A 15,738-nucleotide genomic window follows, 5' to 3' on the forward strand; every position below is an offset into this window, starting at 1 on the left:
TGGGCTTCATCTTCGTTCCTTCGTCACTACGACGAAGCCCAAACCCTCCTTAAATCACAACCTCAAATCTGTGCCATAGGCGCTGACGGGGAACAGTTAAGACCAGAGCTCGGGGCAAGAAAAAACGTGGCACAAATAATCTCCTATATACTGTCGCCATCGGTACAATCAGCCATCGGTTGGCCGATTGCGAGTTGTCCGCCAATGTTGATGCTTCATTCGCCCCTCAAACGGGGCTACCGCTGGCATCCACCTCCCACCACTTTCGCGACATGTTCGTTGCCTGCGTGATGGATGGGCCCAATTTACGTTTGTCCCGTAGCCGGATCGGAGGGCGATACCTCTGCCGAGGTGGAGCCGCCATCGCTGAGGTTCAGATAGCCGTCAAGTTCCTCGCGGATATCGTGGGCGAGGGAATCCGCGTGGGCGATGCGGGTGTAGAACAGCGTGAAGTAGATGACCTTGATCGCCGTCACCAAACGCCCGAAGATCGCGTTGCCGACAAACGTGAAGAAGATCAGCACGAAGAGCGGCAGCCAGTTGAACAGCGTTTGTTCGTCAAACGGTAGTCCGTCCGGAATGCTACTGAACAGATCCCCCAGCGGGCCAGCGGAGAATGCCGTCGGCATAATGCTCCCAGCCGCCAGGCCGAGAACGATACCGAGTATGATCGCGATCAGGTACAGGGGGCCGAGAATGGTGCGTACTACCCCGCCCATGATGTCGATCCCGAAGACGCCGGCCAGCGTCTCGGGGACGTGGTTCTTCAGCGTGTAGAGGCGTTCACCGCCTTCGCGGAAACTCAGCTTGTCGATGGCGAATACGGGAAGGAGGAAATGATTGACGAGGTCCCAGATCTCGATGAGCGCGCCGAGGATGAGGCGGGTGACAAGTCCGCCGTTTCCGCGCCGGAGAGCGACCCACGCACCCGCCATGTCGATCAGCCCGAGAATCCGGACGCTGCCTTTCAGATCGGCGAGTTCCTCGCGCGCGGTCTGCACCGAGGCGTCCCGACCGCATGCCGTGTCATAGACCAGCCGGCTCAGCCGCAACTCCTGGTGGTTATAGTAGAAAAATTTGTAGATGAAGACGACCACCATAGCCAAGAGCAATAGGGTGCCCGCCCCGCCCAGACCGATAACGATGGCGGCGATCCCGGCGAAAAACAGCACGACCACGAGGACCGCGTAGACGCACATCCGGATGATGGGCGACAGGATGTCCTTGTCACGGCCGATGATCGTGAACGTGTTCTTCAGCAAGTAGCTCAGCTGTGAAAGCCGTGCTCCCACTCCCGGTTTTTCAAAGTCCATGAAGCGCTCTCCGTCGTCGGTGCATTTGCCGCCCCCACGCGGTGATAGACGCAATTGGAACGTGCTTCCCCCTCTATCGGAACGGGTACGGCAATGCCTGAATGGCGATACTTGATGTGTCTGGAGGGCTACGTTGAGGCAGATCGCCTGGACGCATCGGGGGCCAAACCCCGGGGCCCAACCAGACTGCTCTATTTCATTCCGACCGTATCATCATCGGACCTGCGAGGATCAGGGCGACCAAATCTGCTTGTCGATTGGTGCCGGTCTTCTGGAACAGGTTGCGCATGTGGAACGCGATGGTCGTCTGCGACACGCCCAGCTCAGTTGCGATATTGGTCGTACGTGTGCTGCACGCCAGCGCGCCGGCCACCCGCGCTTCCGTCGGAGTCAGGCCGAACAGGTCCATCAGCAATGTTTCGGGGACCCGGCTGCGTCGGCCTGGCGCGGAGAGAAATAGGGCGATGTGAGGCTGGTCGGGCGGGATGTTCCCTGTCAGAGCAAGGGAGCAGAAGAGCGCCGGTATGGACATGTCATCCTGCGGTCGGTGAAGCATCACGCCAACTATCTTCTCTACCCCAGCTCTGGCGCTGCCCAATGTCTCGTCCAGGGCACCTTGAAACTCCCGCTCCGACAGCGGATCGAGCGAACTTATCGTGTCTCGCTTGGTGCGGATAAAACCAGGTTCGGTGCCCATCTCGCGGGCCGCGCGGTTTACATGAACCGGCTTTCCACGCCCATCCAGCATGATGATCCCGAGCGAGATAAGATCGAGCGCAGCCTCGGCCCCACCGCTGGTCAATCCCTCCAACGCACGGCGCAGTGTGGTTACTTCATGTTCATGATGGTTGCGCATGCGGTCGACCTGACGCAGGCGCGCCGTAACGGTCGCCAGCATCAGGTCGTAGTCCACAGGCTTGATGAGATAGTCATCGGCACCTTGAAGCTTACCGTCTACGACTTCACTTGGTTCGGACAATGCGGTGAGGAAAACGAAGGGCATGGTGCTCAACTCAGGCCGCTCACCGCGCAGCCTTCTCAGAACCTCGTAGCCATTCAAACTGGGCATCGTGATGTCGCACAACACCAGATCCGGCGTAGTGTGGGCCAGAAGATCCAGCGCCTCCTGCCCTTCTCTTGCTGCCACGCACCGATATCCGGCATCTTGCAGCTCCTCGACGATATCGCATCGCAGGGCTTGTTCGTCCTCGACGACGAGGACGAGGGGGGGGCTGGTCCGACGGATCACCCTTGCGGCTCCAGAAACCGCAGCAGGGTCAATCGAAAGGTTACGTCTTCGCAACCGGGCAGAAAAGTGACGTCACCTCCCTGCATCCTGGCCAAGCTGCGCGCCATGAACAGTCCGAGGCCGGTCCCCGCAGCTCCTTCGCTATTCGCTCCGCGGTAGTTGCGCTCGAATATCCGTTCCCGGTCTTCCGGGGGGATGGTGGCTCCGGTGTTATGCACGTCGCAAAACATGCTCTCATCGTCACCGTGCAGGGTCACTGATATGGCGCTTTGGGTAGCGGCATACTTGTCGGCATTGGACAGCAGGTTTTCCAATACCTGTTCGACATGGGCCGAATCGCAGATCACATTAGCTTGCCCGGGGGCGGTTGGCCGAGTCTCAATACGCCGGTAGGGCGCAGCGTTGCGCCAGCGATTGCAAACTATCCGCACGATTTCGTTCAGGTCGCATTCTTCCCGTCGCGCGCCGATCTGCCCTGCGTCCAGCCGTGCTGCGGCCAGCGTACTGTCTACCAGCCGGGTGAGGCCAGCGATCGCACTGCGGGCGCGGGCGGCACGTTCGGTCATTTCATTCGAGTCGGCGCGTGGGCCACGCCGAATTAGCCGTTGCAGGGCTGAATCCGCCACCGCCAGTGGCGTCCGGAACTGATGCGAGACCATGGCGGCGAAACTCCGATAGAGATCGGCCGCTGACTTCTCCCGCTTCAGCGCGCTATCCAAATCACGCGTACGCGCGGCCACCAGTTCTTCCAATCGCTCGCGATCCTCCGCATCTTTCTGTTGAGTCGCGTGACGGTCTGATGCGTCGTACATAAACAGGATCGCTCCGAGGATGGCATCGTCATGGCGCATCGGAAAGAACCTTAGGTCGACATAGATCGGCCTGTCATGATCCCGGGAGAACAGTGGCTGCACAGTCAGTTGTGAGGTTTTCCCGGCCAGGGCGTTGGCCAGGCCCTGCCGCACCGGCTCTACATCGAAGAACCCGGCTATCTCCGACAGCCGATGGCCCACGGCATGTTCTGCCGGCGCGCCCACCATCGTGGCCATCGCACTGTTCCAAAGCGAACAGCGCGCGTCCCTGTCGACCGCGAGAATGCCCTCCCCACTGGAAGATATCAGCAGACCCGAGAAATCCTGCTCGCGCCGCAGCATGTAGTTGTGCTTGCGCGATTGACGAAGCGACAGGACAAGCGTGATCGCTAGAATGCCGCCGGCAACCATGACCCCGATCAACGAAAGGATGTTCTGGTTTAGCTGCGTGCGATAGTCTTCCAACCGCCCACCCAGTTCGTTCCATTCCGTGACCATCGCCTTGTTGGCAGCCCGGCCCAGGAACGCCGGGAACGGCGCAAGCGCTTCACGAAGATGCGCGCCTTTACCTAGCGTGAAGTCGTCAATCATCGGCGCGATTGCAGCAAGGGTGGCGGCGAGTTGATCCAGTTCCTCGCCATATCCGATTTGCTCGATAAAGCGACGCTGCGGCCCGTCGTTTAGGAGGTTGAACCGGCCGATCAGGAGGTCGCGTCGCAGCGCAAGCTCCTCGGGTCCTGCTTCGCCTAGCTCGGCCATCGCGACTGTCTCAATCAGGCGCAGTGCGGCCACTTGGCTCTGGTGTAGCACCCAGAGCATGTTCTGCTCCGCGTCGGTTCGCATCGCCCCCTGGACGTCGAACATGCGGTAGAGCGAGAGCAACAATAAAACCGCGAAAACGAAGACCGCTGCCGACGGCAAGATCAACCACAGAAACGAGCGGAGGAGGCGCTTCATCGAACGTCGAGGCGATCAAGCTGCCAGACCCAGCGGTAATCATAGCGGATGTCTTGTAGCTCCTTGTGGTCATCGCGGGGGTAGACGATCCAGAGCGGCCCCTTGTCGTCGCGTGTCAGAGCGACACCGTTCATTTCATAGGCCACGATCACACCGTAGTCATAGAAATCGGACATCGGGATATCCACCACGTAGTCGTTCAAGGCGGTTGCGACAACGTGAGTCCCTTGCGCATCAAGGTCTTCCAGAAGGTCGCGCATCAGGAATCCGGTAAAAGAATGAACGTTGTCTGTTACGACGGTCGTGGTCTCGATCGTGACAGGAGGCAGTGATTGTAGCGCTTCGCGGTCCAGCGCTGCGGGCCCATCCTCGATCTGGCCTGTCACGTCCAGAATGATGTCGGTTTGCTCGGCCATGGCCATTGTGCCAAGCAGCATCAGACCGCTCACCACGGCATGGGCGTGTATCTGCATGCTCATCCTCCTGCTCTCTACCTGATCACAGGTCACCAACACACACATACAATTCCGCAGCAACCTATGGCGGAAAATATCTGGCTGCCCCGTGCGAACGAACGGGGTCGCGACGGGAGCAATCACGCAAACCTCTCGCTGCAGCCCGAGGTTCAACCCAGCTCGGCCAGAAGATTACCGGAATGAGAAGTATGACGATAGTCCTGAGAGTCATTCCGTATTTATGTGCCTTGGGGACGATCGCTCTGGTCGGTTGCGTAACGCCCGAATACCGTGACGCGAAAACACAGTGCGAAGCCGAATGGATGCTCAAGATCCCACCAGTCGACCGGCAGGAAGTGGTTACCAGGTACCGCAGTGTGGAACGCCCGACAGGAGAGGCGAATTGCACGACGACAGGTTCGGAGACGAGTTGCCAACAGGTCATGGAAACTGTCTCGGTCCCCTACACCGACGTTGAAACGGTCGACATCAAGTCCCGGCAGCGCAATCCGCAGATCAGGTCCTGTGCCGCGCGTGCCTGCTCTGCGAAATATGGCAACAGCAAATGCGAAACGTAACAGTCCTTACATAAGCGATACAGTCAGCGGCAATTTTTCAGAGAGGCGATCAAGATGTGGGATTTCAGCCTTGGTAGCGCATTGGGGATGATGGCACGCACACTGCCATTCCTTCTCCTGCGCATGGCCGTCTATTTCGGAATTACACTCGGTTACCTCCTTGTCACTGGCGCCGGCGCCGGCGTCGGGTATGGCATAGGCGGTTTTGGCGATGAGGAATTCCGGGCCAGCACCACGATGTGGGGAGGTTTTGCAGGGTTCGGCATTTTCGGCGCGATCATGTACTGGATGCGGGAATACATCCTCTATATCGTCAAGGCCGGTCATATCGCGGTTCTGATCCAAATGATCGACGGCAAACCGATGCCGGAGGAGCGTGGCCAGGTCGCCCATGCGACGGCCGTGGTCAAGGAGCGTTTCCCGCAGGCCAGCGTGCTGTTTGCGGTCGATCAGATGATCAAAGGGGTCGTCAAGGCAATTTCCGGTCTGGTACGGGGAATTCTGACCATTCTGCCGATACCGGGAGCGCAGCAAATTGCAAGCATCCTTTCGGCCTTTCTGCGCGTCGCGGTCGGGTTCATCGACGAGGTCATCCTTGCCTATGCGATCCGCACCCGGTCGGACAACGCCTGGATGTCGGCCAAGGAGGCGCTGGTGCTCTACGGGCAGAACTACAAGACAATGCTGAAGAACGCGGCCTGGCTGGCGATGTTTGTCTATGGGCTGGGCTTTCTGGTGTTTCTGGTCATGCTCACCCCGGCGGCGATGGTGGTTTATCTGATGCCCGGAGCATGGGCCGCAGGCGGCGTTGTTTTCGCCCTGCTGTTCGCCTGGAGCGTTAAGGCCGCTCTGCTGGAGCCGTTTGCGATCACCTGCATGATGCAGGTCTATTTCAGCACGATAGAAGGACAACAGCCCGATCCCGAATGGGAGGCCCAGCTGGAGCAGTTGTCGGCCAAGTTCCGCAAGTTGAAAGAGCGGGCTTTGCGGGAGGATGGCGTGCCGGAGGCCGCCCGCACAGCGGCAAACCCGGCCTAAGGTGGCAGATCAATGTTAGACACCGAGATGGACGGCAAGCATTGCGAGATCGTGACCGAGACTAAAATGAACACACGCCTCGTCTTGCTCTTTAGCCTCTTCAGTCAGTGCTTCCTGTCCTTGGTTCTGCTTGTGGTCACGCTCGCCACGCCGGCCTGGGCGCAATGGCCCACAACCGAGTGGGTGGTGATGAACGCAGAGATCGAAAAGCCACACAAGAAATACGAGGAATGGGACACCCACATCCCGCCACTCGGCGAGCGTGGCGAACTGGCAGAGACGCACCGCACCACCCTGGAGGCGGCGAGTATCTGGTATCAGTCCCTCGGCTTTCCGGAACCAGTCCAGAAAACCGAGGATGACGACCTGAACGTAGGGCCGGGCGAGGCATATCTGGGCCGTCTAAAGCGCGATCCGGATGGCACAGGCTCCTCTCGCAAACCGGATGGCGAGATGATGCTGACCTCGAACCCGAAGTTGCTATCTGCCGATACGCCGATCTGGAGGTTGATGAAGGCCTCGGCCGTCCACGAGCTTTATCATGCGATTCAGGTCAGGATGAGCCCGTCGCTCGACCCGGCCATGGGAGTGGCACCCGAAATCCCGCAATGCCCCAGCCCCCGGGGTCTGCAGGATACCGATCTCAGCTGGCTGGTCGAGGGGACGGCAGCGATGGTCCAGATCCGCTGGTTGGAAGGGACGGAGGATGTTTCCTGGGGCCACCCGTTCAAAGGATCGAATCGAGCCGCATGGGTTCGTACGTTCGATCAATCGCTTCACGTGGGCGCGCTGCCAGCCGCGTACATAGAACGCGCAAAGCGCCCCGAGATGACAGCACTCGAGACCGTGTCATGGTTCTGTGACTACGGTACATGGTACTTCTGGTATGCTGTCGGTGACATGATCGGTCGCACCGATGGCGAGAGGGTCGGCTATACCCGATACATCTTCGAAGGGACGAACCCCTGGAGCAATGGCGGGATCGCCAATATCGACAGCGGGTTGAAGGCCGCAGCAGCAGAATACAACGCAATCCGGGCGTATAGCGGCGGCCTTTACGATCTCTACCCACAATTCGTAGCGCAATATCTCACCGAGGATCGCTTCTACGGCCATCTCGAAGAAATCACGCTCGGCGCGCCGGACCTGCACCAGACGACCAGCTCGCTCACGGGTGGTCCGCTGGAACCGCTCGCAGCGCGTGCGTGGCGCGTGCGTGTTCACCTTCCGCAGGGTGCCAGCCCGATCCCCTACAGGGTGCGTTTCACCCTCGACGCACCGGACGGGACCGATCGAAATGACCTGCACCTCATCGTCGAAGATACTGTCGTCAAGCGACCTATGGGCCCGAGCGCGCCCTACACGGACGTCGAGCAGATCGGTCCGGCCGAGGGCGGTGTCGCCGAATACCTCGTCCGCGTCGCCAATGTCGCCGAGGACGCCGCCAAGACGGCAAACACTGAGTTTTCCCTGCGCATGGAGGTCGAAGGCTATTACGGCGACGACGTGACCGGCGGGCTGTCATCCGGCGATATCGGCGCCATTGCCGGCGAGCTCCCGCCGGGCTTTGCCGTGCGCGGCCCAAAGCAATGGTCCTGCAGCGGAGACGCGACAGCGCGGGCCCTCTTCGATCTCGTCACCCCCCACGAGAGGGGCCGCGACTTTGAGCGAGCGATGCCCGATTTTTCCCGCAGCATGGAGGGGGTCGCGGACAAACTGGATATCATCACCCAAAGGGCGGAGCGCGGGGGCGTGCTGGACGGCGGGACGGCGGTGCAGTTGCGCAATGAGCTTGAAAAGGGGCGCGCCGCGCTTGAAGCCGCCGACGCTGCACCGGGATTGGACCGCGCCGCCGCCAAAGCGCGCGCCCGGCAGATTACGGACATCCGGGCAACGTTCGTGGGCCAGAACGAGGGCGAGATGTGCCAGATGCTGCTTTCGGCCACGCTGAAGGGCAGCAACGGTGGTCCACAAAGCGTGCCCGGTGCGGTCAACAGGGATCTCTTCCCCAAGAATGAGGCACCGGTGTTCAATGTGGAGGTTTTGCCAAAGGCATTTTTCGACGCGGCCCGCCGTGGGTTTCAGACGGACTCCGATCAAGAGCTTGAAAGCTGGGTTGCCTGCACCATGACGGTCGAAGAGCAGCAGGAGGTCCGAAAGCGCGCCGCGCGGGCCCGATGCGAGCCCGTCCTCTGCACAGAGGGCCGGTTGACGCTGGAAGCGGCCGAACAAGGCCGAATTGCGGGGACGTTCGAGTTTGACGTCCTCCGTGAACGGACTTCCGGCCGGTGTGACACCCCGCTGGGCCGCGACAAGGTGGTGGGGCACTTCAACGTGCATTCAACCGACGACGGCTACGACGACGACAGCTTGTTTGGCGGTCCGGCCATCAGCGGTGTCGCTGCCGGCCTGAAGGGTGGCGCTGCGGCCGCCGCGACAAGACCCGGCGCACCGATCTTCGAGACGACAGGCGGCTCGAACGGTGCCTTGTACGACGCCCTCGATAACCTCGATCTGAGCGACTTTTAGAAAGTTGACGAGATCCACATGCAACGACAAGGAAACAATCCATGACGTATCGCAATTTCATCACGCCCTTTGCCATTGCGGCAAGCTTTGCAGCCTGTAGCTATCCATCGGATGCAGCGCAGGCAGCAACATCCTCCGCTACAGAGGCTTGCTTGCAACAGCACATTGGCGAGCTGGATACACTGCTTACGATGGAGCTCATCGTGCCCTATGTGAAAGGCGCGCCCGAAGAGGTGGAGGTCGCCTATGACAAGGAGCGCTTGAACGAGCTTTCCTACTCCTGGCCCGGTGATCGCACCCGAACGATGAGCGGATCGACCATGAAAATCGAAATCCCGATCCCGAACATGATCAGACTGGGCGGCATCAAGGCCTACACGGATTCGGATTACTACGACCGTGATTCGAAAGACCCCGTCAAACGTTTCCAGCGCGGCCATCACAACATGACTGCAGAGGAGCGCGAGAAAGCCGCGGCTGCGATCAACGAGAACATGAAAGACGAGGATGAAAAGACACGCAAGATCGCCAACAAGATACTGGGTGCCGCCACCGCGCGGATCATGTTCGAGCCGGTCACCGATATCGGTGATGTCGCCGCGTGGAACACCCGCACCAAGGAGCTTGATGTCCTGACCGGAGCGACCGAGTTCAGCGTACAAGTAGATGTAAGTGCCGATAACGAGAAGAACAAAGCCGTCGCCAAGAAGGTGGCTCAATCCGTTCTCGTCGAATGCAAAGGTGCCTCGACCAGCGATTGACGTGCGCACGGGATCGCGCCGTCACACGTCGCATTGGGGGCAGCGTCCAGTGCTGGCGTAGCCGTCGCCGCCCGCTCAACGCTTGCCCGCAAATGCCCTTGCCTCTCGCGCCCACGACAAGACTTCGCACTTCGGCAAGACAGGAAAGAGAATATGACGATGACCATAGTCCGCCGGACTTTTGTGACACTGGCCGCGTCCCCGGTGGTGTCCCAGGCTTCTGAAGCGGCGCCTGTTTGCGAAGGCGAGTATATCGTTGCTTTGGGCACTGCCAGACCAGCGGTTTCGGGCAAAATTTCCGGTGTGCCGGACTCGGTCCTCACGGCGCCGCTGCGCGTCGACGTGAAGGAATGCGGGCGAGTTCTGGAATTCCACGGAGAAGGAGAGCCGGTCATCGTCATCCGGGATGTCGCCGATCCGGCACGCTATGACGGGACATGGGGCGGGGATACGATAATTGACAACGAATTGGTTCATGTTGTGGACGCGCCGGTTCGCATCGATGTCCTGGCGCCTGATCACATCACGGGACAGTTCTTCGCTCCAGGTTCGCCCGAAAGCAGAACTTGGGAATTGACGCTTGTAGATGGGCGCCTGCCCGACTTCGGAGACTGCAACACGTCTGCCGCGGCGGATGCGCCGACCTATGACGACCGGCTGACCGTCGATCCAGTGCTGCGCAGTGAAGTTATCGGTATCGTCGCCGACGAGTTGGGCGTGCCGAGCGACCAGACGGGGCGCTACATCTCGGCCCTGCGTTCCGTGGCAAAAACGCGTCAGTCGGACGAGGGCGTGACCGAGATTCAACCCGGAGAGCCGGGCTGTCCGGTCGAACTAACCGGCGTCAAAACCTGCCGTGTCTTTCCGCCCGACACCACGACCATTGTCGAAGTCAATGTCCTGCTCGACGCAGAGGGACGCCTGCTGCCTGTCACGACAGAAGGCTCAGCCACTGGGCGGGTTCGCGTCGACGCCCCCGAAGCTGCAACGGATTTCTGCTCGCCAAACGCGGCGGAGACGGAAATGCCCGAGGCAGAGAGACGCCTCCGGTTCAAGTTCCTCGCGGTCGAGGAAGACGGCATCAACGATGTTCAGGCCGGAGTGTTGGATGCGCGCACCGATCATTTCAAGAAGGCCCATTACGCCGAAGGAAAAACCGGGGGGCGTCAGGGACGTGCGGACGCGGCAGATGAGGCCTATCAAGCCATCGGGGCGCCGGTAACGGGACTGTACAGGTTGCCGTGAAGGCCAAATGGGCCATTGGGTCCAGTTCAAGAGCACTCACTAGAACAGAGCACGGAGGACCGGAAGATGAAACTGACCGCATTAAGGTTGGTCATGGTTGCAATGATCGGCGGCATGGCTGGCGCAGCGCCCGTGCAGGCAGCGGACGACGTCGTTATCGTCTATGATGCCTCAGGTTCCATGTGGGGTCAGATCGAGGGGACCAGCAAGATCGAAATCGCCCGCGAGGTGATGGCCGATCTTGTCGATGACTGGGATGCTGAAACCAATCTGGGGCTGATCGCATATGGCCATCGCCAGGAGGGCGACTGTACCGATATCGAAACCATGGTCGCGCCCGGGTCGGTAGACCGGACAAGTTTCATCAATACCGTCAATGCGATCACCCCGCTCGGCAAAACGCCGATTTCGGCCTCGGTTCAGCAGGCGGCGGATCTGCTCTCCTATCGCGACACTCCGGCGACTGTCGTGTTGATCTCCGACGGGGCGGAAACCTGCAACGCCGATCCTTGCGCGCTGTCGGATCAGCTTGCCAGGCAGGGCGTGAAATTCACTGTACATGTCGTGGGTTTCGACCTCGACGAGGAGGAAAACGCAAGCCTGTCCTGCATCGCCGAGAATACCGGCGGCGTGTTTGTTCCGGCCAGCAACGCGGATGAACTCTATGACGCGTTCGATGAAGTCCGAAGCGTCATGGATGCTGAGCCTACCGCCCCTGAACCCGAGCCGGCGGAACCGGCAACGCCTGAGGTCACCCTCACCGGTCCCGAACAGGTGACGACCGGTGCCGCATTCGATGTGTCATGGTCGCAGACCATCAGCGACTCCGACATGGTCGCCATCGTGCCGATCGGGGCCGACGAGGGCACGCGCAACAATTATCGGCGCACCGGCGATGCCAGCGAAGGCAGTTTGACGGCCCCGGCCGACCCGGGGTTGTACGAGCTTCGCTATATCCTCGATGAGGGCAAAAAGACGCTGGCGACGGTTCCGATCGAGGTGATCAAGGCCGAGATCGAAATTTCCGGCCCCGAACAAGCGACAGCGGGCGCCGCCTTCGATGTATCGTGGTCGCAGACCGTCGGGGGCTCCGACATGGTCGCCATCGTGCCGGTCGGGGCCGACGAGGGAACGCGCAACAACTACCTGCGCACCAAAGACAAGACCGAAGGTCGCCTGACCGCCCCGGCCGAACCGGGGTTGTACGAGCTGCGCTATATCCTCGACGAGGGCAAGAAGACGCTGGCGACCGCGCCCATCGAGGTGGTCGAGGCCGAAATCGAACTCACCGGCCCCGCGCAGGCGACAACCGGCGCCGCTTTCGATGTGTCGTGGTCGCAGACCGTGAGTGGTTCCGACATGGTCGCCATCGTGCCGGTCGGGGCCGACGAGGGAACGCGCAACAACTACCGGCGCACCAAAGACAAGACCGAAGGTCGCCTGATCGCCCCGGCCGAGCCGGGATTGTACGAGTTGCGCTATATCCTCGACGAGGGCAAGAAGACGCTGGCGACCGCGCCCATTGAGGTGGTCGAGGCCGAAATCGGCATTTCGGGGCCGGGTGCCGTCCGAGCAGAAACCGATGTGGACATTTCCTGGTCCGCAACGATCGGGTCCTCCGACATGGTCGCCATTGTGCCGGTCGGAGCCGATGAGGGCACCCGGAACATCTATCTCCGGACGGGCGACAAGACCGAAGGGAAGCTGACCGCCCCTGCGGAACCGGGACTCTACGAGATACGGTATATTTTGAACGAAGGCAAAAAGACCGTCGCAATGGCCCCGCTCGAGGTGGTCGGGGCCGATGCCCCGCTGGACGAGGGTGCGTACCTGTCAGTGCCGAAAACCGCCGCGCCGGGTGCCACGATCGCGGTCTCCTGGACCGGAGAAAGCGACAGCGCCGATCAACGGATCGCACTTGCCCGCAAGGATCAACCGGATTTTAGTTGGATTTCGGTTCACAAGGTCGCCGCGGAAGAATCCGTCGACATCACGATGCCACAAGAGCAAGGGCTCTACGAGGTGCGCTTCCTGGATGTTGCCGGACGCGTGGTGCTTGGGCGCGCGATCGTGGAGGTAAAGTGATGATGAGGCGGGCTTTTGCGTAGCTATCCTCGCCACCGGGAGCCTCTCGACACCTCCCAATGGCCCAGCCGGACTGAACGGAGAAAATGATAACATGCGACATCTCGCACCTATCGTCATGGCCGCTCTACTGACGGGGACGGCACCATCCGCCTCGGCGCAGTCGGACGGTACTGACATACTGAAAGAGTTGTCTGCCCGCTTCATGGAGGGATACGACACGCGCGATCCACTGCAAGTACTCGACCAGGTCCTTGCCACGTTGGAGCCAGATAGCTCGCATTCGTCGCCCTTCTTGCCGAGCGCTCGGATCAGACCCTTGACCATGGCGGTTATGGCGCTGGAAGCCGCCGAGGGCGTGCGTGATCGGGTGCGCTATCGCATCAGCTATGGGATCGAGAATCTTCCCGATCAGCCGAACAACATTCCTTATCCTCTCAGCTTCATTCAGGTCGACCGCTTCAGCCTGGGATCGGCCATCCGTCAGAACACAATCGATTCCCACGGGGCGGAGCACATAGGCCCTCTCGAAGCATTTGACGTCGGGCCGCATGTGTCCTGGCGTCTGGTCACCAGACCGGTGCAGGGGGCCCGGTCTGACATCATGGCCGCCGGCCGAACCGAGTTGTCGGAAGCCCAGGCGAAGACCATGACCTGCCTGGATAGCCCCTGCCTCTCACCCCTCATGGAACTTGAGAGCGCCGCCCCATGGGGGCCGGCGGAAGAAGCGCCGCTAAGCCCCGATCCAGTTCCCTTTCAGGTCGTTCGTTCGGGCCTTCTGACCCCCGCGGCCGCCATCGACGAACTGACACGCGACAGCGATTTCGGCGAAGCAGGACGATACCGCGAGCCGCCAGCTTTGCCTGATCCCTTCCTCGAGGCGGTGATCGAGATCAACCTCGCGCAGGACTCTGTCCTGGATGCGAGTCTGCGCCGAGACGGGCTGATGGACGACTCGATCTCCGCAATCTGGCGGCGGCTGATCATCATGCCGTCGGGCGCAAACGCGCAGACGCTTACCGCATACCATTCAATGGTTCCGGAATGCCAGCGCGGTCCGCAGTTCCCGTCCGAGGGTGCATTGTGTCCATGATCCCCATGGCGATAAGGAGGTTCAGGGTGCCACTCTCGGCGAAAAGACTGAACAAATCCGGGAGACGAGCGACCTCCGCACGGGGGGGTGCCGCAGTACTCGCAGCTTGCGTATCGTTGGCTTCGGGCGGCCTTCTGGCCAATGCGCAGGAAGTCGGCACGTACGCGTTTGTTGATACTCAAGCGCTGAATCTGCGCGCGGGACCGGATACAGGCTCATCCGTCATTCGTACCATTCCCCGTAAAACGGTCGTCAGTATTCTTGAGCGAAAGGGGGTATGGGCGCGGGTCTTTGTTCAGAATGCCGGGAAGCCGGCAGAAGGTTGGCTATCGACGCATTTTCTGGGCAGGAACGCGGAAAGTGTCGCGGGGCGCCGGCACCCTGGGTCTGGCGGGCACATCCGCAAACCCGCGCCGTCCCCCCCATCCCGTCCTCGGGCCGGACCGCTTCGGATCAGCAAGCTCGACTTCGACTGTGGAAGGCCGCTGTTTGGCAACAGTGGTATACGGAATTGTGTCGCTAGCGTTCGCGTCCAGCTATCCCGTGAGGAATATGATCCTGATCGTATGGACCGCATCCTGATCGTCTGCCGAGGCGCGATCTCCTATCAAACTGAGAACAGTCTCCACGCAAAGCGTATCGTGGCAGTCGAGCGGAGGAGCATCTCCCGTGATGACCGACTGGGACGCACGATGAGAGTTGACTTCGATGTCCGCTCCAGCACGAGTAAGATCATCTCCGCCCAGCTCCGGGCCTTCTCGTGTGCGCGGGATTAAACTTGGGCGTTGGCCGTGCGTTGGGCAATATCCTGACGGAGGCGGAACCATCGCAGGCAGCGCGCTGCGTGACATGGCACTGGAGAATACAGCGGGAAGCCATCGTATCTGGCCAGCCGCGACGCTGTTCAGAATAGCGTCACAAGGGTCTGCAAAGGCGGTTTTCTCCGTACCGGCGTCACCGCAACTGAGTGTCACGAACGGTCGTTAGAGATTTTCGCCGTCGGCGCCCAGAATGTCCGGTTCCGCGATCCGCGCTGTGGCGGGGTACGTTTGATGCTGCAGCCGAGAGCGCGCGGCTGGGTATTCTGCACATGCACTTGAAGAACTTTGAATGACTGCAAAGTCCCGCACAGCTGACCCTAGAGGTGGCCGCAACGAATGTCGGCTTACTATCCAATCTGGTCGGGCATTCGGTGCTATCGCTGTCATGTCGAATGGCTTCGGGCCAGAGAAGCGGCCATAATTTGTCGTTTCACGCCCTATTCGCCGCATGTTCCCCGTCAGCGCCTATGGCACAGATTTGAGGTTGTGATTTAAGGAGGGTTTGGGCTTCGTCGTAGTGACGAAGGAACGAAGATGAAGCCCAAATCCTCCAACGCAAAATCACCTGCCGAGCGGGTGGTAAAGGACATCCGCCGCAAGACCCGTCGGCATTTTTCCGCTGAAGACAAGATCAGGATCGTGCTCGACGGGCTGCGCGGTGATGACTCCGTTGCCGAGTTGTGCCGCCGTGAAGGGATCGCACAGAGCCTGTATTACACCTGGTCCAAGGAGTTCGTGGAAGCCGGCAAGCGCAGGCTTGCTGGCGATACAGCCCGTGCTGCTACCGCGGACGAGGTGAAGG

At 60.5% G+C, this 15,738-nt stretch carries 12 protein-coding genes; 8 read left to right on the forward strand and 4 right to left on the reverse strand.

All coding sequences use genetic code 11. From position 1 onward, the window contains the following. Positions 1-305 precede the first annotated feature (305 nt). From G572_RS0100005 to G572_RS0100020, 4 genes are all read right to left on the reverse strand, one after another. The gene (locus G572_RS0100005) at positions 306-1,313 is read right to left on the reverse strand and encodes a hypothetical protein (protein ID WP_029056740.1); all 1,008 of its coding nucleotides are present in this window, start codon (positions 1,311-1,313) and stop codon (positions 306-308) included. 196 nt (positions 1,314-1,509) lie between these two features. Then, complete coding sequence (locus tag G572_RS0100010) at positions 1,510-2,562, reverse strand: response regulator (protein WP_029056741.1); 1,053 nt, start codon at positions 2,560-2,562, stop codon at positions 1,510-1,512. Then, positions 2,559-4,331 (reverse strand): sensor histidine kinase, encoded by a 1,773-nt coding sequence (locus G572_RS0100015; protein WP_029056742.1) that lies wholly within the window; start codon positions 4,329-4,331, stop codon positions 2,559-2,561. Before G572_RS0100015 ends, G572_RS0100010 begins: the two co-directional genes overlap by 4 nt. Next, positions 4,328-4,804 carry a putative pterin-binding protein gene (locus G572_RS0100020; RefSeq protein WP_208978981.1) on the reverse strand — a complete coding sequence of 159 codons (477 nt, stop codon included), beginning with the start codon at positions 4,802-4,804 and terminating at the stop codon, positions 4,328-4,330. Before G572_RS0100020 ends, G572_RS0100015 begins: the two co-directional genes overlap by 4 nt. Before the next feature lie 614 nt (positions 4,805-5,418). On the opposite strand from G572_RS0100020, the gene G572_RS0100030 reads away from it, so the two are divergent. From G572_RS0100030 to G572_RS0100065, 8 genes are all read left to right on the forward strand, one after another. Continuing rightward, on the forward strand, positions 5,419-6,402 hold the full coding sequence (locus tag G572_RS0100030) for a hypothetical protein (protein ID WP_029056744.1): 984 nt from the start codon (positions 5,419-5,421) through the stop codon (positions 6,400-6,402). A 12-nt stretch (positions 6,403-6,414) separates the two neighbouring features. Further along, on the forward strand, positions 6,415-8,931 hold the full coding sequence (locus G572_RS0100035) for a hypothetical protein (RefSeq protein WP_029056745.1): 2,517 nt from the start codon (positions 6,415-6,417) through the stop codon (positions 8,929-8,931). 41 nt (positions 8,932-8,972) lie between these two features. Next, the gene (locus G572_RS0100040; RefSeq protein ID WP_156884420.1) at positions 8,973-9,692 is read left to right on the forward strand and encodes a hypothetical protein; all 720 of its coding nucleotides are present in this window, start codon (positions 8,973-8,975) and stop codon (positions 9,690-9,692) included. Between the two features lie 153 nt (positions 9,693-9,845). Further along, positions 9,846-10,937 (forward strand): hypothetical protein, encoded by a 1,092-nt coding sequence (locus G572_RS0100045; RefSeq protein ID WP_156884421.1) that lies wholly within the window; start codon positions 9,846-9,848, stop codon positions 10,935-10,937. Positions 10,938-11,003: 66 nt separating this feature from the next. After that, positions 11,004-13,022 carry a vWA domain-containing protein gene (locus G572_RS0100050; RefSeq protein WP_084649799.1) on the forward strand — a complete coding sequence of 673 codons (2,019 nt, stop codon included), beginning with the start codon at positions 11,004-11,006 and terminating at the stop codon, positions 13,020-13,022. A 94-nt stretch (positions 13,023-13,116) separates the two neighbouring features. Beyond that, complete coding sequence (locus G572_RS0100055) at positions 13,117-14,115, forward strand: hypothetical protein (protein WP_156884422.1); 999 nt, start codon at positions 13,117-13,119, stop codon at positions 14,113-14,115. Between the two features lie 5 nt (positions 14,116-14,120). After that, complete coding sequence (locus G572_RS26810) at positions 14,121-14,891, forward strand: SH3 domain-containing protein (RefSeq protein ID WP_425423405.1); 771 nt, start codon at positions 14,121-14,123, stop codon at positions 14,889-14,891. Between the two features lie 579 nt (positions 14,892-15,470). Continuing rightward, on the forward strand, positions 15,471-15,738 hold a 268-nt coding region (locus tag G572_RS0100065; RefSeq protein ID WP_029056751.1), incomplete at its 3' end, for a transposase.

The organism is Stappia stellulata DSM 5886, assembly GCF_000423705.1.
Taxonomy (GTDB): Bacteria; Pseudomonadota; Alphaproteobacteria; order Rhizobiales; family Stappiaceae; genus Stappia; species Stappia stellulata.